The 20,256-nt window shown below is 52.0% G+C and carries 19 protein-coding genes; 10 read left to right on the plus strand and 9 right to left on the minus strand.

The features are described from left to right. Nucleotides 1-4 precede the first annotated feature (4 nt). The 7 genes from dut to HQ50_RS10665 form a co-directional block, all read right to left on the minus strand. The gene (gene dut, locus HQ50_RS04420; RefSeq protein ID WP_039425186.1) at nt 5-439 is read right to left on the minus strand and encodes a dUTP diphosphatase; all 435 of its coding nucleotides are present in this window, start codon (nt 437-439) and stop codon (nt 5-7) included. 57 nt (nt 440-496) lie between these two features. Continuing rightward, nucleotides 497-2,242: a (E)-4-hydroxy-3-methylbut-2-enyl-diphosphate synthase gene (gene ispG, locus HQ50_RS04425; protein ID WP_039428496.1), complete on the minus strand. Its 1,746-nt coding sequence runs from the start codon at nt 2,240-2,242 to the stop codon at nt 497-499. Between the two features lie 175 nt (nt 2,243-2,417). After that, nucleotides 2,418-2,924 (minus strand): 5-(carboxyamino)imidazole ribonucleotide mutase, encoded by a 507-nt coding sequence (gene purE, locus HQ50_RS04430; protein ID WP_039428499.1) that lies wholly within the window; start codon nt 2,922-2,924, stop codon nt 2,418-2,420. Continuing rightward, entirely contained in the window at nt 2,925-3,305 is a 381-nt protein-coding gene (gene gcvH, locus HQ50_RS04435; protein WP_004584176.1) for a glycine cleavage system protein GcvH, read from the minus strand. 140 nt (nt 3,306-3,445) lie between these two features. Next, the gene (locus HQ50_RS04440; RefSeq protein WP_052074893.1) at nt 3,446-3,811 is read right to left on the minus strand and encodes a heavy-metal-associated domain-containing protein; all 366 of its coding nucleotides are present in this window, start codon (nt 3,809-3,811) and stop codon (nt 3,446-3,448) included. A 40-nt stretch (nt 3,812-3,851) separates the two neighbouring features. Next, a complete protein-coding gene (locus HQ50_RS04445) occupies nt 3,852-6,101 on the minus strand; it encodes a TonB-dependent receptor domain-containing protein (RefSeq protein ID WP_081960044.1) in 2,250 nt (749 codons plus the stop codon). Nucleotides 6,102-6,229: 128 nt separating this feature from the next. After that, nucleotides 6,230-6,463 carry a DUF1661 domain-containing protein gene (locus tag HQ50_RS10665; protein WP_081960045.1) on the minus strand — a complete coding sequence of 78 codons (234 nt, stop codon included), beginning with the start codon at nt 6,461-6,463 and terminating at the stop codon, nt 6,230-6,232. Here HQ50_RS10665 and HQ50_RS12095 point away from each other — a divergent pair. Beyond that, nucleotides 6,393-6,605 carry a DUF1661 domain-containing protein gene (locus HQ50_RS12095; protein WP_152566862.1) on the plus strand — a complete coding sequence of 71 codons (213 nt, stop codon included), beginning with the start codon at nt 6,393-6,395 and terminating at the stop codon, nt 6,603-6,605. The genes HQ50_RS10665 and HQ50_RS12095 overlap by 71 nt on opposite strands. Continuing rightward, on the plus strand, nt 6,602-6,973 hold the full coding sequence (locus HQ50_RS04450; protein WP_039428502.1) for a hypothetical protein: 372 nt from the start codon (nt 6,602-6,604) through the stop codon (nt 6,971-6,973). Before HQ50_RS12095 ends, HQ50_RS04450 begins: the two co-directional genes overlap by 4 nt. A gap of 273 nt (nt 6,974-7,246) precedes the next feature. On the opposite strand, the gene holA is transcribed toward HQ50_RS04450, so the two are convergent. Both holA and HQ50_RS04460 read right to left on the minus strand, forming a co-directional pair. Further along, a complete protein-coding gene (gene holA / locus HQ50_RS04455; protein ID WP_039428506.1) occupies nt 7,247-8,254 on the minus strand; it encodes a DNA polymerase III subunit delta in 1,008 nt (335 codons plus the stop codon). A gap of 19 nt (nt 8,255-8,273) precedes the next feature. Then, nucleotides 8,274-9,050, minus strand: coding sequence for an AMP nucleosidase (locus HQ50_RS04460; protein ID WP_018964601.1), 777 nt, complete (start codon nt 9,048-9,050; stop codon nt 8,274-8,276). A 68-nt stretch (nt 9,051-9,118) separates the two neighbouring features. Between HQ50_RS04460 and HQ50_RS04465 the strand changes: the two genes are divergently transcribed. From HQ50_RS04465 to HQ50_RS04500, 8 genes are all read left to right on the plus strand, one after another. After that, nucleotides 9,119-9,592 (plus strand): type I restriction enzyme HsdR N-terminal domain-containing protein, encoded by a 474-nt coding sequence (locus HQ50_RS04465; RefSeq protein WP_018964600.1) that lies wholly within the window; start codon nt 9,119-9,121, stop codon nt 9,590-9,592. Between the two features lie 2 nt (nt 9,593-9,594). Next, nucleotides 9,595-10,551, plus strand: a complete 957-nt coding sequence (locus HQ50_RS04470) for an ABC transporter ATP-binding protein (protein ID WP_039428508.1) — start codon at nt 9,595-9,597, stop codon at nt 10,549-10,551. A 4-nt stretch (nt 10,552-10,555) separates the two neighbouring features. Continuing rightward, a complete protein-coding gene (locus tag HQ50_RS04475) occupies nt 10,556-11,884 on the plus strand; it encodes an ABC transporter permease (protein ID WP_039428512.1) in 1,329 nt (442 codons plus the stop codon). Between the two features lie 651 nt (nt 11,885-12,535). Continuing rightward, nucleotides 12,536-15,268, plus strand: coding sequence for a calcium-translocating P-type ATPase, PMCA-type (locus HQ50_RS04480; protein ID WP_039428515.1), 2,733 nt, complete (start codon nt 12,536-12,538; stop codon nt 15,266-15,268). Nucleotides 15,269-15,382: 114 nt separating this feature from the next. Continuing rightward, complete coding sequence (locus HQ50_RS04485; RefSeq protein ID WP_039428518.1) at nt 15,383-16,105, plus strand: DUF5020 family protein; 723 nt, start codon at nt 15,383-15,385, stop codon at nt 16,103-16,105. A gap of 20 nt (nt 16,106-16,125) precedes the next feature. Further along, nucleotides 16,126-17,427 carry an NCS2 family permease gene (locus tag HQ50_RS04490; protein ID WP_039428520.1) on the plus strand — a complete coding sequence of 434 codons (1,302 nt, stop codon included), beginning with the start codon at nt 16,126-16,128 and terminating at the stop codon, nt 17,425-17,427. A gap of 28 nt (nt 17,428-17,455) precedes the next feature. Next, nucleotides 17,456-18,280, plus strand: a complete 825-nt coding sequence (ispE, locus tag HQ50_RS04495; RefSeq protein WP_039428524.1) for a 4-(cytidine 5'-diphospho)-2-C-methyl-D-erythritol kinase — start codon at nt 17,456-17,458, stop codon at nt 18,278-18,280. Then, entirely contained in the window at nt 18,259-20,163 is a 1,905-nt protein-coding gene (locus HQ50_RS04500) for a YgiQ family radical SAM protein (protein WP_018964592.1), read from the plus strand. Before ispE ends, HQ50_RS04500 begins: the two co-directional genes overlap by 22 nt. The last annotated feature ends 93 nt before the right edge of the window (nt 20,164-20,256 follow it).

Here is a 20,256-nt window from a genome sequence, read left to right on the forward strand (position 1 = left end):
ATAATTATTCTTTACCTGTATGACCAAAGCCACCTGCGCCTCGTTCCGTATCGGCCAATTCGTCTGTAAGTACCCATTCGGCCTGTTCATGTCTGGCGATAACAAGCTGGCAAATCCGTTCGCCATCTGCTATGGTAAAAGGAGTATTCGAGAGATTGATCATAATGATCCCTATCTCGCCACGATAATCGGCATCGATGGTACCGGGGCTATTGACCAGCGTAATACCGTGTCGGAGAGCCAGTCCGCTTCGAGGGCGGATCTGTGCTTCATAGCCTATCGGGAGTTCGATGAAGAGACCCGTTGGGATGAGACGGCGTTCCAGTGGCAACAGCGTAATAGGTTCTTCGATGGATGCACGCAGATCCATACCGGCAGATGCCGAAGTCGCGTATGCCGGCAGGGGATGATGCGAGCGATTGATGATTTTGATTTTCATTGCTTGGGTCTCTTGAGAGGAAAGTGATCGACTGAGAAAAATAGTCCTTCCCAAAAACTAACGCTCTTTCCAGTCTCCGTTTTCTTTGATGAGTTCGATAAGCTGTTGTACGGCCTGCTCCTGAGGAATACCACGACGAACGCACATCTTCTGCTTGTACAGATCGATTCGTCCCGGGCCTGCCCCTACATAGCCATAGTCGGCATCCGCCATTTCACCCGGCCCATTGACGATACAGCCCATAATGCCGATCTTCAATTCTTTCAAATGAGCTGTTGCAGCTTTTATTCGGGCTACGGTTTCTTGCAAATTGTACAATGTACGGCCACAGCCCGGGCAGCTGATGTATTCCGTCCGACTCATGCGTAGCCTTGTAGCCTGCAAAATCCCGAAAGCCAGGCGATCCACAGCGGCCGAAGGCAGCTTGTCGGCAGTAATCATAATCCCATTGCCTCGCCCTTCGAGGAGTATGGTCCCCATATCGGCCGATGCTTGAATCTGGAGATCTTCCAAGTCGGTGCAGTCATACCTGCGGTGCAGGATAACGGGGCATCGACATCCTGCCAGCTCCAAACGATGAAGCATTGCACGCCATTCGGCTACGGGATTGATACCTACGGATTCAAGCAAGATAACTGTATCAGGATTTGCGTCAATGGTTTGTACACATTCGTCCGTCATATCATCCGGCCGGATGGAACGAAAAACGATATTTTCCGGCAACATATCCCCACGATAATACCGGCCATCGGCTCGGAGTACGATGTCAGGCAAGAGTTCGGTATCGAAATGATCATCTCCATGCCTGCGGTCCGATATGACAATCGGAATATGCTTACTCCCGATAAAGCCCCCGACTGCATGTGTTTCTTGGCGTCGAAGTTTGTCCCGATCGTAACGATCCGGTTGAGAAACGGCTATCGACGGGTGGCCGTTACGCTTCTCTATATAGGCAACCAGTTTGCGAGCTACCGGAATCTCACACTCCGGATCTTCACTCAGTGACACACGAATGGTATCGCCTATGCCATCAGCCAAAAGCGAACCTATGCCGACGGCACTCTTGATCCGCCCATCCTCACCATCACCTGCCTCGGTGACACCGATGTGAAGCGGATAGTGCATACCTGCGGTATCCATTCGTTCCACAAGAAGGCGTACAGCCGCTGTCATAACCAAAGTATTCGATGCTTTCATCGAGATCACCACATCGTCGAACTCATGTTCGCGGCATACATCGAGGTACTCCATGCAGCTTTGTACCATGCCTTCGGCTGTATCGCCATAGCGCGTAAGCATACGTTCGGACAGAGAGCCGTGATTGACTCCGATGCGGATAGCTCGCCCTAATCGTTTGGCATCTTCCACGAAAGAACCGAAACGTTCTCTCACAGCCTTATGTCCCAGATCGAAAGCTTCCTCTTCGGTCAGATTGCTCCCGGACTTCATCTCCACGAAATTGCCCGGATTGATGCGCACCTTCTCCACATGCAGCAGAGCTTCTTCCGCGGCTTTAGGATTAAAGTGAATATCTGCCACCAATGGTGTGTGATAGCCCAAACGGCATAGCCCGGCATGGATATGCCGAAGATTGGCCGCTTCGCGTACACCCTGAGCCGTAAAGCGGACATAATCAGCCCCTGCATCTATGATTCGGGCAGCCTGATCGACAGATGCCTGCGTGTCCATGGTGGACACATTGGCCATGGACTGTATGCGAATGGGAAAATCTCCACCGAGAGGCGTATCACCTATTCGGGCTACGGAGGTCTTGCGTCTTTTATATCCGAACAGATCGGGCATAGTCTTGCTATATTCTTGGGGTTGTCGATTCGATCGGGAACGACACCCCTACTTCGAAAAGATGATAGAGAAAAAAGAAAGGCAGACTACAGCCGATAGCGGCTCATAAATAAGCCACGGCTATAGACTGCCGATCTCTTTTTTGTGTCGAAGACCGACGGGGCAGGACAGGGCTTTAATTCGTTTTGAAGTTGTACTTCACCTCTGCCAGCTCGCGATTGGCCTTTACGACTTTTTCTTTGAGCGACTCCTTATAGGCCTCCAGTCGGGCATAGAGAGCTTCATCGCCGGTAGCCATCATCTGGACGGCCAGAAGAGCTGCATTCTGGGCGGCATTGATCCCCACTGTAGCAACGGGGATGCCCGGAGGCATCTGAACGATAGCCAACAGAGCATCCATTCCATCGAGAGTGGCATTGATGGGCACACCTATTACCGGAATAGACGTCATGGAAGCAATCACGCCACACAAATGAGCAGCCATGCCGGCAGCAGCGATAATTACCTTGATACCGCGAGCCTTGGCTCCGTGAGCGAAAGCCTCTACTTCAGCCGGAGTGCGATGGGCCGAAAGTGCCAACATCTCGAATGGAATCTGCATTTCATTGAGCATTTTGGCGGCTTTCTCCATAATGGGCAGATCGGAAGTACTGCCCATGATGATGCTTACCAAAGGCTGCATTTATTGAGCTATCAGCTTTTCGTATTCGGCAGCACTCAGAAGGTTGTCGAAGTCGGCAGCATTGGCAGCCTTGACCTTGATAATCCAACCGGCACCGTAGGGATCGCTGTTTACGAGTTCGGGTTGCTCTTCCAGATCAGGGTTCACTTCCAATACCTCGCCGGCGATAGGCATCATCAGGTCGGAAACAGTCTTCACAGCTTCGATCGATCCGAAAACCTCATCAGCCTCGAGCGTTTCGCCTTCGGTAGTAACGTCCACATAGACGATTTCGCCCAATTCGCCCTGAGCATAGTCGGTGATACCGATGAAGACAACGTCGCCTTCTTGGCGAGCCCACTCATGATCCTTAGAATACTTCAGTTCTGCAGGAGTTTTCATTTCTAATTTTCTTGTTGATTATGTTTTGAAAAAATGCTTTTGCAAAGTTAGTCAAAGTTTACGTTCGTACAGCGAACTGCGGTTCGTAGTTTTTGCAACTTTTGGTTCGAGAAAAATTCTTCGGTTTTATCGGTTCGATGTTATCGAATTACTACGGGAAAAAGCGAAGCTCTCAAAGCCTCAGTCGGATGTAGAGAAGTTTTCGCATCGGAAGCCTCGGCTTCTTCCACAACCTTGATTTTGTAACCGATCTTTTCGAGTTTGGCAGCCAATTTTTCGAGGGAGGTTTTGTCCTGATCGAATACCAACAGGATGACATTCTTCTCGATGTCGAATCGGATGTCTTTCATTCCCTTTTCGAATTGTAGGGCTTTGCGGATTTTCTTTTCGCACGATTCGCAGTGCATGCGAGGTGTGGGAGATACGTAAACGCTGACTACGTCTTTGGCCAATGCCGCTCCTGCATATGCAAGGAAAAGCAGGAGAGTGAAAACAAAGTGTCTCATACTGATTGAATTTTTATGTGTGAATACTGATAGTCCGAGATTAGTCATCAAAGAGATCGAACCGAATACCCATATATACCATGACCCCCTCGGTCGGCCCCCATATCATGGTAGAGTCAAACTCTTTGCTCCATGGATTGTGGGCACTGATAATAGGGTTGGGTTGGCGGTAGTCGGTCAGATTCTCACCACCGAGATATATCGACCATCGGGGAAAGAATCGTGTGATCTGTGCGCTGAGCATCGGGTAGGATGGGAAAGTTTTGTCCCAAGAAAGCGTCCCATCGGCAAGAGTGTACGGATCGGGCATGCGTCCGTCTCCGTTGAGGGAAAGAGTGACATCGCCCTGCCAAAGTCGCAGAGGAGTCTTGTAGGATGCAGTAAGCAGTCCTTTGTAACGTGAGGTAAGCGGCTCCGTAACCAATTTGTCCCCGATGGTATTCCGCACATCCGTGTATCTGAAAGCAGCCATCAGATCCAATCCACGCAACAGCGTGTATGAAGCGTCGAACTGAAATGTATGGGAGAAAGAGCGTCCGGAGAGCGGATAAAAATGGAGTTCGTGGGGATGCCTGTCCATATCTATGACTACACGCTTGTCGAAATCCGTATAGTAGTATTCGGCATTCAGCTCCAATTTCTTGCCATCGGAGATCGGAATATCGAATCCGGCACTGAGACCGTAGTTCCACGACTCCTCCTGCAGATTGTCGGTTTCGGGGTGAATGAGCATCTTCCTTCCTGAAGCGAGGAGGTGGTTGTTCTCCGTGAGGATGCCATGAGTGCGATAGCCTTTGCCTGCGGACAAACGTATGGAAACAGCCGACACGAGACTGTAACGGATATGGAAGCGCGGTGTCACAAAAAAACCATGCATACTGCTGTAATCGGCTCTGACACCACCCATCAGCACCAGTTTATCGACGGGTGTATAGGTGTACTGCACATAAGTACCGGGGACGGATTCGAAATGCCTGTCTTGGGTCGGTATCATGTTCGGAAGCTGCTCCGTTTGGGAAGAAAGGCGATAACGATCGTATTGCCAGCTCAGCCCCGATGAAAAGGTGTGTCGAGGATCGAATTGCGTTTCGAACAGGAGCGAGGCATACAGATTGTCCTGCCTTACATCGAGTATCTTCAGACCATAGTTTGCGTCCAACTGTTGCCCTGAGGCATTCATGATCAGAGCAACGTTGGTACCATGCTCCCGCTCCAATATATAAGCCACCTTGCCGAATGCTTCTCCTCGGTGCGTCTTGATCCCTATCCGATAGGGATAGGAGAGGGCATCGGCATGGTGTCCGTACTGGCCTGAGCGTCGATTCTCGTACAAATAGAGGAGTCCGCTTTGGATGATAAGCCGATCGGACTTGTAAGTCCATCGGTTCATGAAGTTGTACTGCCGCTGCTTCGGCATGTCGATGAACGAATCACCATTGCCATCGTGAGCCAGGGAGCGGTCTTCCACATGGGCAAGAAGAGCCGTACTCCAACGATCTCCTATATGAGAGTTCGCCAAGAGGTTCAGCTCACCTCGCAATCCCTGATCCAGATAGGCATTACCCTCGAAGTAGCGATCCGTGTTCGGTTTCTTGTACTCCACGTTGATCTGGCCGGTCATGGACTCAAACCCGTTCTTCACCGAGGCTGCACCTTTGGACACCTGTATGCTTTCTATCCATGTACCCGGTATATAACCCAAAGAGAAAGGTGCGGATATACCTCGAAAGTTGGGATAGTTCTCCGTCTGCATCTGTACGTATTTGCCACTCAGTCCGAGAAGTCTGATTTGTTTCGTGCCGGTGGCTGCATCCGTTGTGGAGACATCCACGGACGGATTGGTGGTAAAACTTTCCCCCAAATTGCAGCAGGCCGCACGGATCAGTTCGCCGGCATTGATCTGTTCTTTGTTCTCTATGCTGAGTCGGGGTCTGGATCGTCCTTTCCGATAGCCCAATACTTTGACGTCATCCATGACTATGGATCGGAGCATCACTGCCACCTCTTTTGCTTCGGGAGCAATGTCCAAAGTATCCGGCACGAAGCCGACACAGCTCACGACCAGACGGTTGGAGAGCTTGGAGCGATGAATGGAAAATCCGCCATCGTCCCCCGTGGCAGTATGTGTATCCGTTCCTAACCAAAAGACAGAGGCAAATGTGACGGGTTCGTTCATATCGTCCACTACTCGTCCGGTGAGTTTGGAATTCTCCTGTGCTCCTACTCCGATAGCAAAGAGGAGCAAAAGAGGAAGGAAGAAAAAGAATCTTCTGATATACTTTTTGTTCATTGAGATTGATTTCGTTTGGGAGACCACTTACATAATTGCAATGATAATATGGTAGTCTCGGTGTTAGAAAAACTGTATGTCGCGTTTGACCTGTTTTAGACGTTTTTTCGAAAGGGCTGAAATTTGATTCAACAGCTACGGTGTTCGGCAGCAATCGGATATGGTAGTGCGGGCGCAACCGTATAGCAGCGTGCGATCGATCTGCCTGTCGTGACCTTGGCAATACGTCCCAAAAATTCTGTGATTGCGGTCTGAGTTTCCTGAAACAAGTGGAGCCGGAATTTTTTCGTTGTGGCGCGTAAATTTTTTGCTTCTCGCGCCAAAACAAAAAAGTTCTCACGCCACGTTTTTGGGAGTAGCAAACAGGAAAATTCCGGCGCACAAACAGAGCGGTCATTAGGATTCTATCCCATTTGCCTCCTTGTCACATATAAGAGTCCGGCGTCAGGAACTAATGGCTGTCCATTCCGGATACACTCTTTGTGTGAAAGCAAAGGGGTATGACAAGATCTGTCCGGCAGCCGAAAGAGCCGGATGGAAATCAAATAATAAGAATGCAGGAGTTCCCTAACGTAGCACGCCCGTCTTTGGCCGGAAGCGGTGGCGAACAGCCTGATAGCAACGGAGCAGAGGTTGCTTCGATCGGAACAGGGAGAAAGGAGCACAAGGCTGAAATAGAATATGTGGCCACGAATACCGGTGGGAGACTATGCCGCACAGCCGGTGTGTATCGGTCTAAACAGTGGTGGACGATCGTGGGAGTGCAGCCGCCCTCGGACTCGGACTTATCAGCATGGGAATCGCAGCATTCACATGCCGTCCGGCAGCAATCCGATGCGGATTCGGACTCCGTATGCTCCATGCATCCCTGATCGGACAAATATATGGTCGGCACTTGACAAAAAGACCTGCAGCAGGCTTCTATCGTTTCGAAGCCCGCCCCGAAAAGAACTATAAGCATGGATAAGAAAGATGCTACAATTCTTCGGCCTGATCTCATGTGCAGCATACGCATAACTGCCGGAAAATCATTTAATCCCTACAAATATATAAAACTAATGTGCAATACGTCTGTTACGGTTTTCCGGATTCGTATCGGTAGGATATTGGCAAAAGGAAAAAGGTCTTAATCCCCGACCGCAGGATCAATGGAAGATGAAATGGAGTAGCTCCCGAAGCAAATCGCCGCTACCGGCAAACGTGGCGGTCGTATCCACCCCCTTGCTGCGAGCATCTGTCATCCGAATCTCGTGTATAATGTCGAAAACCTTCCTCGTCGAATACATCTTCAGCCCTGTCATATAGTCGCGCACTTGGAAATTGCGTATCGACAATGCTTTCATGACGGCATCGGGATTTTTCTGTGGCAGGTAGCAAGCGATCATCAGGTTGCTGAAATAGTTGAAGAGTACGGGCAGAGTGGCCTGTATGGGGTGTTCCTTTTCATTCCGGGCAAAGTAGTGGGCGATACGAAAGGCTTTGCTCGTTTCGCGATTGACTATGGCACGAAGCAGTTCGAAGTTGTTGAAGGATTTGCTCACTCCGATATGCTGCTCCACGATCTCGGGCGTGACCACTCCCCTACTGTCTTGTGTTATGAGAACGAGCTTGTCCAACTCATTCATCAGCTTCTCCAGATCATTGCCGAGGTAATCGGCCAGCATATGTGCCACTTCGGGCGATACGGTCAGCTTCTTGCCGGCAGCAGCCGACAGGATGAAGTCCGGCATCTTATAGTCCGGTATGGTCTCGGAGACGAATACTTGGCCGGACTTCTCGGCTTTGGAGTAGAAAGCCTTTCGCTTATCCGGTTTCTTCTTATAGGCGATGACCAGAACCGTAGTATCGGGGAAGGTGCCATAATGCGCTTCGAGCGAGTCGATATTGTCCACTAACTGCGCCTCCCGGACGACGATCAACTGCCTCTGTCCCATCATCGGGAAACGGCGCGCTTCGTTGGCTATATCGGCTACGGAAGTTTTGTCGCCGTAGAGGATAACCCTGTTGAAGTCCCACTCATCGGCCGGCACCACATACGTCTCCAGCAGAGTGGTCAGCTCGTCTATATAGAAGGGTTCTTCGCCGGCCAGCAGATAGAGGGGCGAGAAGTGACGCTTGCGTACGGAATCGACAATATCGGAATAGGAGGCCATGGAGAGGAAGGGGGAAGTGTTACCAGTTGAAGCGAATATGCTTGATGGAAGATTTGTTCTCCCGAATGATTTCGAGAGCATCGATACCGAGCATCAGATGCTCTTCGGCGAAGTTGTCCGTCACGAGCCGATCGCTCTCTTCCGTCTTGACACCTTCGGGAAACATAGGTCTGTCGGAAATCAGAAGCAAGGCTCCCATCGGAATCTTGTTGGCAAATCCTACGGTCATGAGCGTAGCCGTCTCCATATCCACGCCGCTTGCATGCGTACTGCGCAGATAGTCCTTGAACTTCTCATCGTGCTCCCACACCCGCCGGTTCGTGGTATAGACCGTACCTGTCCAGTAGTCCTTGCCTTTGTTCTGAATGGCTGACGAAATGGCTCGCAGTACGGAAAAGGATGGCAGAGAGGGCACCTCCTCGGGCAAATAGTCGTTGGACGTACCCTCGCCGCGTATGGCGGCTATGGGCAGGAGGTAATCGCCCAAAGCATTTTCCAGTTTCAGGCCTCCGCATTTGCCGAGAAAAATCACAGCCTTGGGGTGTATAGCCCAGAGCAAGTCCATGATGGTAGCCGCATTGGCACTGCCCATGCCGAAGTTGATGAGGGTGACACCTTCGGCCGAAGCATTCGGCATGGAGGTATGTTCTCCGACGATAGGTACCCCGTAGTGCTCGGCGAAGACATGCAGATAGTGCGAAAAGTTCGTCAGCAGGATGTACGGTTCGAAATCGGCGAGCTGCCTCTGCGTATATCGCGGCAACCAGTTCTCAACTATCTCTTGCTTCGTTTTCATAAAAACAGACCTATATTTGTAACGCTCGTTCCGAAAATTCTAAGATTCCCGAGCGAAACAAAGATAGGATGATTCAGCTAAACCTCCCCCCTTACGAACATCGTATTCGCCAAGAAGATGAGTCCATGCTCATTTTCGACAGTATTCGGCGTCGCTATGTGGCTCTGACGCCGGAGGAGTGGGTGCGCCAGCACTTCGTCCACTATCTGACCGATGTGCTGGGATACCCGGCCGATCTGATCCGCAACGAAGCACAGCTACGAATAGACCGGCGGAGGAAACGCTGCGATACGGTCATCTACGATACGAATCTGCGGCCGATCGTTCTCTGCGAATACAAGGCTCCGATGGTGTCGCTGACTCAGAAGACGATGGATCAAATCCTCTGTTACAACTTCATCTTCCGCGTACCGCTCTTGCTGCTGAGCAACGGATTGCAGCATGCAGCCTGTCTGGTGGATTACGAACAGAGCGGCTACGTATTCCTGCCCGAAATTCCCTCATATGAAGAACTGACAACTATCATTCAATCAAACCAATAATTATGCCATTTTTAGAAGCCAATCATATTCGCAAGCGGTATGCAGCCCATACTGCGCTGGACGATGTGAGCATAAGCGTCCGGAAGGGGCGCGTCTTCGGTCTGCTCGGCCCTAACGGTGCCGGCAAGACCAGTCTGATACGTATCATCAACCGCATCACCGCTCCCGACGAGGGCGAAGTGATCTTCGACGGCCGTCCCATGCAGGCGGAGGATGTTCGCCGCATCGGCTATCTGCCCGAAGAGCGAGGGCTGTACCCCAAGATGAAAGTGGGCGAGCAGGCCATCTATCTGGCGCAACTCAAAGGAGTGAACAAGCACGAAGCGCGCAAGCGACTCACCGACTGGTTCGAGAAGTTCGACATCATGCCCTGGTGGAACAAAAAAGTGGAAGAGCTGTCCAAGGGGATGCAGCAAAAGGTGCAGTTCGTGTGCACCGTCATTCACGAACCGGAACTGCTCATATTCGACGAACCGTTCAGCGGATTCGACCCGGTCAATGCCGACCTGCTGAAGCGTGAGATACTGGAGCTGGCCAGCAAGGAGCGCACGGTCATCTTCTCGACGCACAACATGCAGTCGGTGGAAGAAGTATGCGACGACTTCGCACTGATCAACAAATCGCGCGTAGTGCTCCACGGAGCCGTGCGCGAGGTGCGCAGGGAGAACAGCCTCGGCATCATCCGCATGGTAGTCGAAGGCGAACTGCCGGCAGACTACCTCGGCCGGATCCAAATACTGGAGAAAACGGAGCTGCCGGGTTCCATGACGGAGCTGAGAGTGCGCAAGGAAACCTCGGCGCACAACCGCGATCTCGTGCGCGACCTGCCCGAGTCGGTACGGCTCGTGTCCTTCTACGAAGAGATCCCGAGCATGCACGACATATTCATTAAGACCGTAGGCCACGGCATAGAGGAAGAGAATCCGATCCAAGCACAACAAGAAACCGATACACACTGACATTATGAACAACATTAGCACTATCATACAACGCGAATACATGATTCGCGTCCGGAAGAAATCCTTCCTCGTGATGACGATCCTGATGCCCATCCTGTTCGTGGGTATGGTGTCTCTGCCGATCGTATTGGCACAGCTCGGAGGCGACATGAAGACCATCGCCATCGCCGACCGCACGGGGGAATACGAGCAGCTATTCAAGGACAACGACGAATTCCGATTCATCCGTGCCGAGAAGACTGCCGAGGAATACAGGAAAATGGGAGCCGACGAATCGGGCATCGACGCCGTCCTCGAAATCCGTCAGGATTTGCTCGAGGATCCCAAGGCCGTGGCCATATACGGCTACAAGCAACTGCCGGCATCCGTAAGTAATCATATCTCAGGGATCCTGTCCGACTATCTCTCCGACAAAAAGATAGCATCCTACAACATCCCCAACATCAAACAGATCCTCGCCGACAGCAAGATAGAGCTATCGGTGCATACCTATAAATGGGGCGAAGACGGCACCAACGAACGCACATCGGGCGAATTGGCTTCGGGCATCAGCATGATGATGATGTTCGTCATCTTCTTCCTGATCATGACTTTGGCGGCTATGGTGCAGGCCGGCGTGTTGGAAGAGAAGAAGAACCGGATCATGGAAGTGATGGTGTCCTCTACACGGCCGTTCGACCTGATGATGGGCAAAATCATCGGCATCGGTCTCGTAGGCCTCACGCAGCTCATCTGCTGGGGAGTGCTCACGGCACTGCTGCTGACCGTAGCACAGTTTGCCTTCCTCGGCAATCTGTACAGCCCCGAGGCACTGAGTCAGATGCAGGCTTCCGACATAACGGGTATGGCTTCGTCCATGAACGCAGAGGACTTCGCCGAGATGAAGGAAGTGATGAACATCATCGGCGGCATCAACTTCGGAGAGCTGTTCGTCATGTTCCTCATCTTCTTCATCGGCGGCTACCTGCTCTACTCCTCCATTTTCGCCGTTATCGGCTCGATGGTATCGAATGACGAAGACACCAGCCAGTTCATGATGCCCGTGATGATCCTCCTGATGTTCGGCTTCTATGCCGCCTACGGCAGTATGAACAATCCCGAAGGATCGCTCGCATTCTGGTGTTCGCTGATCCCCTTCACCTCCCCCCTCGTGATGATGGTGCGGTTGCCCTACGACGTTCCGCTGTGGCAGGAGTTGCTAAGCATCGGCCTGCTGTACGGATGCTTCGTATTGATGACGTGGATCGGGGCAAAGATCTACCGCGTGGGCGTGCTCATGTACGGCAAGAAACCATCGATCAAAGAGATCATCCGCTGGATAAACTACAAATAAGGCTCTGCCAATAGGAAGGGGGAAAGGGATTCCTCCTGTAACAGAGAACCGAGTATAAACATCGAACCCCAAACGGCCGCCCGAAAGGTCGTTTGGGGTTTGTTCTTGTATGAATCCGGCCAAAGGCGCAAAAAGGAGAGATACGAACGATGGTTTCGGCCGCGGAAATGCCATTGTTCGGTGGGGAATCTGCATCTCGGCCATGGAAATGCAGATTCCCCATCGGACAAACTGCATCTCGGACACGAAATTTGCCCCCGCAAGTTGCGGGATGACAAATTCGCACCGAAATAGCTTGCCGCAACTTGCGGGGCGACATCGTTGCACCAAAAAAGCTTGCCGCAACTTGCGGGACGACATTGTCGTGCCAAAAAGGCTTCCCGCAAGTTGCGGCGGGGTTTTCCGGTGACGAGATGCAGATTTCCCGCCGAACAGCCCTTTCCCCACTCGACAAACAACCATTTTCATTTGCGATCGGGAGTGAAAATCCGAATGAAAGCTCCCGGAGGTCGGTTCCTGATCCTACGGTTCCGCTCGGCCATCGTCCGCAAACGCAAGCAATCGTGCTAAAGAAAAAGTACATTTGTCTCCGATTATCGCATACTGCTTTTCGCGTCATACGAGTCAAGAAAAACTTTTTACACAACACCTATGAATATGCCCACCGAGGAAACCCACAAGGCTACCCTCTCCTCCTCCTCGCATCGGGGACTGTCCGATGCCGAAGTCTTACACAGCCGAGCCACCCACGGCACGAACGAACTGACTCCCCCCGAGCGCGAATCGCTCTGGAGCAAGTTTTTCGAGAAGTTCAAAGATCCCATCATCATCATCCTGCTCGTGGCCATGGTGCTTTCGTTTGCCGTGGCTTGTTACCACTACTTCACGGGCGGAGAGGGCGTCTCCGTCTTTTTGGAGCCGGCAGGGGTGTTGCTCGCCGTCGTATTGGCCACGGGAGTTGCCTTTTTCTTCGAGATGAAATCCGAAAAAGAGTTCGAGATCCTGAATCAGGTCAATGAAGACATATTATATAAGGTATATCGCAACGGCATGATCTGTCAGGTGCTCAAAAAAGAAATCGTCGTAGGCGATCTGGTCGTTCTGGAAACGGGAGAGCAAATCCCGGCCGATGGGCAACTCATCGAAGCCATCTCCCTACAGATCGACGAATCCAGCCTGACGGGCGAACCCGTCGTAAATAAAACCACCGACCGGCAGGACTTCGACACGGAAGCCACCTACCCCTCCGATTACATCTGCCGAGGCACGACCATTCTGGACGGCCACTGCACTTTCAGGGTGGAAAAGGTGGGCGACTCCACGGAATACGGACGGGTATTCGAGGGTGCCCAACTGGACGACAGCGTACAGACGCCTCTGAACAGACAGCTCGACCATTTGGCCGGCCTGATCACGAAGGTCAGCTACAGCATAGCAGCCTTGGTGCTCATCGGCAGCATCGTCATGTACGCTGCCAACGGCGGATTCAGCCCCTTCGACTGGGCGTATGCCCTCTCCTTCTTCCTCAATAAGATCATGATAGCCGTCACGGTCATCGTCGTAGCCGTTCCCGAAGGACTGCCCATGAGCGTGACGCTGAGTCTGGCCTACAGCATGCGCAGTATGATGAAGACCAACAATCTGGTACGAAAGATGCATGCCTGCGAGACCATGGGGGCTGCTACCGTCATCTGCACGGACAAGACGGGAACCCTGACGCAAAACCGCATGACCGTGGCAGACACATACTTCGATCCGGAGCATGAGGCCGACTCTTCGCTCTTGGCCGAAGCCATGGCCGCCAACTCCACAGCCTATCTGGACTGCTCGGACGAAAAGGCGATACGTCCCCTCGGCAACCCCACCGAAGGAGCCTTGCTACTATGGCTCCGAGAGAAGGGAATAAACTATCTGACCGTTCGCGAGGCCTGCCCCGTGCTCCTGCAACTGACCTTCTCTACCGAACGCAAATACATGGCCACGGTAGTCCGATCGGCTTCCCTCGGCAAGCCCGTGCTCTGGGTCAAAGGTGCGCCGGAGATCGTGCTCGGCTTCTGCTCCTTGCCCGATAGAGAAAAAGCCGACTCTTATGCCCGAAAGCTCGCCGAATATCAGAGCAAGGCGATGCGTACCATCGGATTTGCATACAAGGAGCTGTCTTCCGACGAGGAGCAGGTATTTGCCAATGGGCGTCTCCACGTGCATGACCTCCGCTTCATGGGTATAGTCGGCATAGCCGATCCCATTCGCTCCGACGTTCCCGAAGCGATCAGCGACTGTATGAAGGCCGGCATTCAGGTGAAAATAGTAACGGGCGACACACCGGGTACCGCCTGGGAGATCGGTCGCCAAATAGGACTGTGGGACGAAAGCTGTACGGAGCGGAATATGATCATCGGTTCGGATTTCGCAGCCCTCACCGACGAGGAACTACGCCCCCAGATAGGCGAACTGCGCGTCATGTCCCGCGCCCGTCCGATGGATAAGGAGAGGCTCGTACGCCTGCTACAGGAAGCCGGCGAAGTGGTGGCCGTGACGGGCGACGGTACGAACGATGCTCCTGCACTCAACCGCGCACAGGTGGGTCTCTCGATGGGCGATGGCACTGCCGTGGCCAAAGAGGCGAGCGACATCACCATTCTGGACAATTCCTTCAGCAGCATCGCCAAGGCCGTTATGTGGGGACGATCGCTCTACCGGAATATCCGCCGTTTCATCCTCTTTCAGATGACCATCAACGTAGTGGCCTGTATCATCGTTCTGATCGGTGCATTTCTGGGTACGGAGTCGCCCCTGACCGTAACGCAAATGCTGTGGGTCAATCTCATCATGGATACTTTCGCCGCCTTGGCCTTGGCTTCGCTCCCTCCCGATAAGGGGGTGATGAAGGAGCAACCTCGCCGGCAGGATGATGCCATTATCAACCCGCCGATGGCTCGACGAATATTCGGACTCGGCGGAGGATTCGTCCTGCTGCTATTCAGCCTGATCCAATACTTCAAACATGCCGAACTCAATAGCATGACGGACTTCCATCTCGGTGCGTGGGCTGCTGCCCTCTTCGACTTCCGGTCTGTGGAGAATGCCCTTTCCGACTTCGAGCTGAGTGCATTCTTCTCCATATTCGTTTTCCTCCAGTTCTGGAATATGTTCAACGCCAAAGCATTTATGACAGGACGGAGTGCCCTGCACCGACTGTGGAAATGTCGCAACTTCGTTCTCATCGCCCTGCTGATTCTTATAGGACAAATCATCATCACGACTTTTGGCGGAGGCATGTTCCGCGTAGTGCCCCTTGCTCCGATGGACTGGATTCTCATCATCCTCGCGACGAGTCTGATCCTCTGGTTTCGCGAATTGGAACGATTCTTATTCCGCCGATGATCCGACACCATCTTCTTCTCTCCGGGAAGTCTTTTCCCGGAGTGGCTCAACCCGTCTTTTCGTTTGGGCATATTGCCTACTTTTGCAAATCATCTCATTCATAATCCACTAATAATGAAAAAAGCTATTCTTTCCGGAGCTGCCTTGCTCCTCGGCCTGTGTGCCAACGCGCAAAACGTACAGTTGCACTACGATTTCGGTCATTCCATCTACGACGAACTGGATGGACGTCCTAAACTGACTACCACAGTGGAAAACTTCACACCCGACAAATGGGGAAGCACCTTCTTCTTCATTGACATGGATTACACGGGCAAGGGTATCCAGTCGGCCTATTGGGAGATTTCGCGCGAACTGAAGTTTTGGCAAGCTCCCGTCTCCATTCATTTGGAGTATAACGGAGGCCTCTCCTCAAGCTTTACTTTCGGACACGATGCACTGATCGGTGCCACCTACACTTACAACAATCCCTCCTTTACACGTGGATTTACGATCACACCCATGTACAAGCATCTGGGTGCGCACGACTTCCATACCTATCAGATCACCGGCACTTGGTATATGCACTTTCTGGATGGTCTGCTTACCTTCAACGGCTTCCTCGATCTCTGGGGCTTCCCCCAAAGGGAACTGATCGGAGGCCCTGTCCTCAAAGAAGGAGATAAGTTCGTATTCCTGTCCGAACCGCAGTTCTGGCTCAACCTCAATCGCATCAAAGGCATTGACAAGGATTTCAACCTCAGCATAGGAACAGAGATGGAAATCAGCAGGAATTTCGCTCGCATGGACAAATTCGCCTGCATCCCTACCCTTGCCGTGAAATGGACTTTCAACTGAACGGAACACTTCAGTAAAAGATGAAAACATGGCAATCCATTCTCGGGTTCAATCCCGAGAAAAACTCCGTCCGAACGGAGTTTATTGCAGGGGTGACCACTTTCCTGACCATGAGCTACATCTTGGCAGTGAACCCCGATATTCTTGCCGCAGCCGGGATGGACAAAGGTGCCGTATTCACAGCCACGGCACTTTCTTCGGCTGTGGCTACGCTGCTGATTGCGTTCTTGGCCAAGCTGCCCTTCGCTCAAGCTCCGAGCATGGGGATCAACGCGTTCTTCGCTTTCACTTTGGTTCAAGGCATGGGCTATTCTTGGCAGACTGCACTGGCCGCCGTCTTTGTGGAGGGGATCGTCTTCATCCTGCTGACGGCATTCAATATACGCGAGAAGATCGTCAATTGTATTCCCTATAATCTGCGCTATGCCATCTCGGCAGGTATCGGCATGTTTATCGCTTTCATCGGACTGAAGAACGCCGGTATTATCGTAGCCCATTCGGCTACACTGGTCGCTCTCGGACCTTTCACTCCGATATTCCTGCTGGCCGTCCTCGGTATCATCCTCAGCGCAGCTCTGGTCGTTCGTAAGGTGCGAGGAGCTTTGTTCTACAGTATCGCCATTTGTACGATCGTCGGTATTCCGTTGGGAGTGACGGCCATTCCCGAAGGATTTGCCCCTATCTCCTCTCCGCAGAGCCTGAGCCCCACTTTCCTGCAAATGGATTTCGCCCCTCTCCTTTCGTTCGATATGGCTATGACGATATTCGCTCTCGTATTCATGGATATTTTCAATACGATCGGCACACTGATCGGAGCAGCTGCCAAGACCGAAATGATGGACGAAAAAGGCAATGTCAAGAATATCAAGCAGGCCATGATGGCCGATGCCATCGGTACAAGCCTCGGTGCCATATTAGGCACCTCCACGGTAACTACCTATGTGGAGAGCGGATCGGGCATTGCCGAAGGAGGGCGGACGGGTTTGACGGCATTAGTTACGGGTAGCCTTTTCCTGTTGGCACTTTTTCTGTCGCCCCTGTTTCTCCTTGTCCCGGGGGCAGCCACGACCGGTGCTCTTGTGATGGTAGGAGTATTTATGCTCGGATCCATTTCGATGATCGACTTGTCCGACTTGTCCGAGACTTTCCCTGTCTTCATCACACTGCTGACAATGGTACTCACCTACTCTATCGCTGAAGGAATGGCCTTGGGAATGCTGGCATTCGTCTTTGTCAAACTCTTGTCCGGACAATACCGTAGCATATCCCTGCCTCTTTACATTCTGGCTGTTCTTTTCATCCTGCGTTATGCCTTTGCATGACGAATAATCGATTTCAAATAGTCGAGCCATGATCGTTTTTCCCAATGCCAAAATCAACCTCGGCTTGCAGGTTGTAGCCAAGCGAGCGGACGGGTACCACAATATCGAGACAGTCTTCTATCCGATCCCGCTGACCGATGCCTTGGAAATCGAAGCACGAGAGGATACATGCGACTGCCTTTCCGTCCATGGCGTTCCTATCGACGCCGTAGCGGAGGACAATTTGGTCATGAAAGCGGTCATGGCTCTTCGCCAAAAATTCGATTTTCCCCCACTGACTATCGAGCTTATCAAGCACATTCCATCAGGAGCGGGCTTGGGGGGAGGCTCTTCGGATGCGTCTTTCATGCTCAAGCTCGTAAGGGACTATTTCTCTCTGCCGATCGATAATGAAGAGTTGGCGGCAATAGCACTGACGATCGGTGCCGATTGTCCTTTTTTCATAGGAAATCGGCCGGTATTGGCCACTGACCTCGGCCAAGTCTTTACGCCACTGCCCGGTTTCTCTCTGTCCGGTCTCCATATCGCTATAGTAAAACCACCCATCCATATCAGCACAGCAGCCGCATACAAAGGGCTCAAGCATGTAGGAAAACGAGAGACAATGCCGGATGAGATTGTTCACATGCCCGTAGAAGAATGGAGGGGGAAATTGGTGAATGATTTCGAAGAAAGCCTTTTCCCTGCACAACCTCGACTTGCCGAACTAAAAGAAATGCTCTATCGGTCGGGGGCTGTGTACGCTGCAATGTCCGGTTCCGGATCAGCACTGTTCGGTCTTTTCCGGGAAAAGCCTCAGCTCGATAAGGCTGCTATCACCGACTGCTTCCAATGGCAAAGCATCATACCCTGACAGATTGGTTACCCACCTCCAAAAAAGAAATGGAGGCCAGAGGATGGGATGAAGCAGATGTCATTCTCTTTAGCGGAGATGCCTATGTGGATCACCCGTCCTTCGGTGCTGCCGTAGTCGGAAGGATTTTAGAAGCCGAAGGGCTTCGTGTGGCTATCGTTCCCCAACCGAACTGGCGCGACGATCTTCGAGACTTCCGCAAACTGGGGCGTCCTCGCTTGTTTTTCGGAGTTTCGGCCGGAGCGATGGATTCGATGGTGAATAAATACACAGCCAATCGCCGTCTTCGCAGCGAAGACGCTTACACACCGGACAGACGTTCGGATATGCGTCCCGACTACCCGACCATCGTTTACACTCGCATCCTGAAAGAGCTATTTCCGGATGTACCGGTCATTGTCGGAGGGATCGAGGCTTCCCTCCGCCGGCTGACGCATTACGACTATTGGCAGGACAAATTGCTCCCCGGTATACTCTACCAATCAGGAGCCGACCTCCTGATCTACGGCATGGGAGAACTTCCTTTGCACGAGATAGCACAGCGATTGATAGCCGGCGAACCGTTCGATAGTTTGAAGAACATTCGGCAGATAGCCTATCTTGTCCCGAAAGGAAAGACACCTGCGCCCTGCGAAAACGATCGGCACCTCTTTTCCCATGAAGAATGTTTGTCGGACAAGCGCAAGCAGGCACAAAACTTCCGGGAGATAGAGATACAGAGCAATCGCTACGAAGCAGACCGCATACTTCAGGCCGTCGGAGGTTCTACCATCGTGGTCAATCCCCCTTTCCCTCCCATGAGTACGGCACAAATAGATCAGTCATTCGACCTACCCTACACGCGCCTGCCTCATCCCCGTTATAAGGGGAAGATTATTTCGGCCTATGAGATGATCAAGCACTCGGTCAATGTTCATCGTGGCTGTTTCGGTGGTTGTGCCTTCTGTACCATTTCGGCCCATCAAGGAAAATTTATAGCCTCGCGCAGCGAAGCATCCGTACTCCGCGAAGTGAAAGAGATCACTGAAATGGAGGATTTCAAGGGGTATCTGAGCGATGTCGGAGGCCCTTCGGCCAATATGTACAAGATGCAGGGCTATGACCTCTCGATCTGCAAACGCTGCAAAAAGCCGAGCTGCATTCATCCGGATGTGTGTCCCAATCTGAATGCGGATCACCGTCCCCTGCTGGATTTATTGAGAAGGATCGATAAGAATCCCAAGATCAAGAAGAGCTTTATCGGCAGTGGTGTAAGAATGGATCTCCTCCTTCATGATTATAAAGACAAGGCTCTGAAGAAAGCTGCGGACGAATATACGGAAGACCTCATCGTAAAGCATGTATCGGGACGCCTGAAAGTAGCTCCCGAACACAGTTCGGATCGCGTCCTCAACCTGATGCGCAAGCCCCCTTTCCGGCAGTTTGCCGAATTCACCAAACGTTTCCAACATATCAACGAAGCGCACGGGCTGCGTCAGCAGCTCATCCCCTATTTTATATCCAGCCACCCGGGTTGCACCGAAGAGGATATGGCCGAACTGGCTATACTGACAAAAAAGCTCGACTTCAAGCTGGAGCAGATACAGGACTTCACTCCCACACCTATGACATTAGCGACGGAAATGTACTACACCGGCTACCATCCCTATACGCTCCAACCCGTATATACAGCCATCAAGAAAGAAGAAAAGATGCGCCAGCACATGTTTTTCTTTTGGTACAAACGGGAAGAAGCCGACAAGATCCGTCGCGAGCTACACCGAATCGGACGACCGGATCTCATTGCCAAGCTATTCGACCGCCCTACTCCCTCTCGCAACGATCGCCATACATCTCCATCCGCGCAGTCTCGCAAAGGCAAAAGCAAAAAACGCCATTCTTAACGAAAAAGATTGCTCCTAAAGCCGGAAAATCTTGACGAAAGGCGAAGAGCTTTTGCGTGGTAAAGGTAGAGACGAAACGAAAGCAATCCTCGA

Source organism: Porphyromonas sp. COT-052 OH4946 (genome assembly GCF_000765965.1).
Classification (GTDB): domain Bacteria; phylum Bacteroidota; class Bacteroidia; order Bacteroidales; family Porphyromonadaceae; genus Porphyromonas; species Porphyromonas gulae.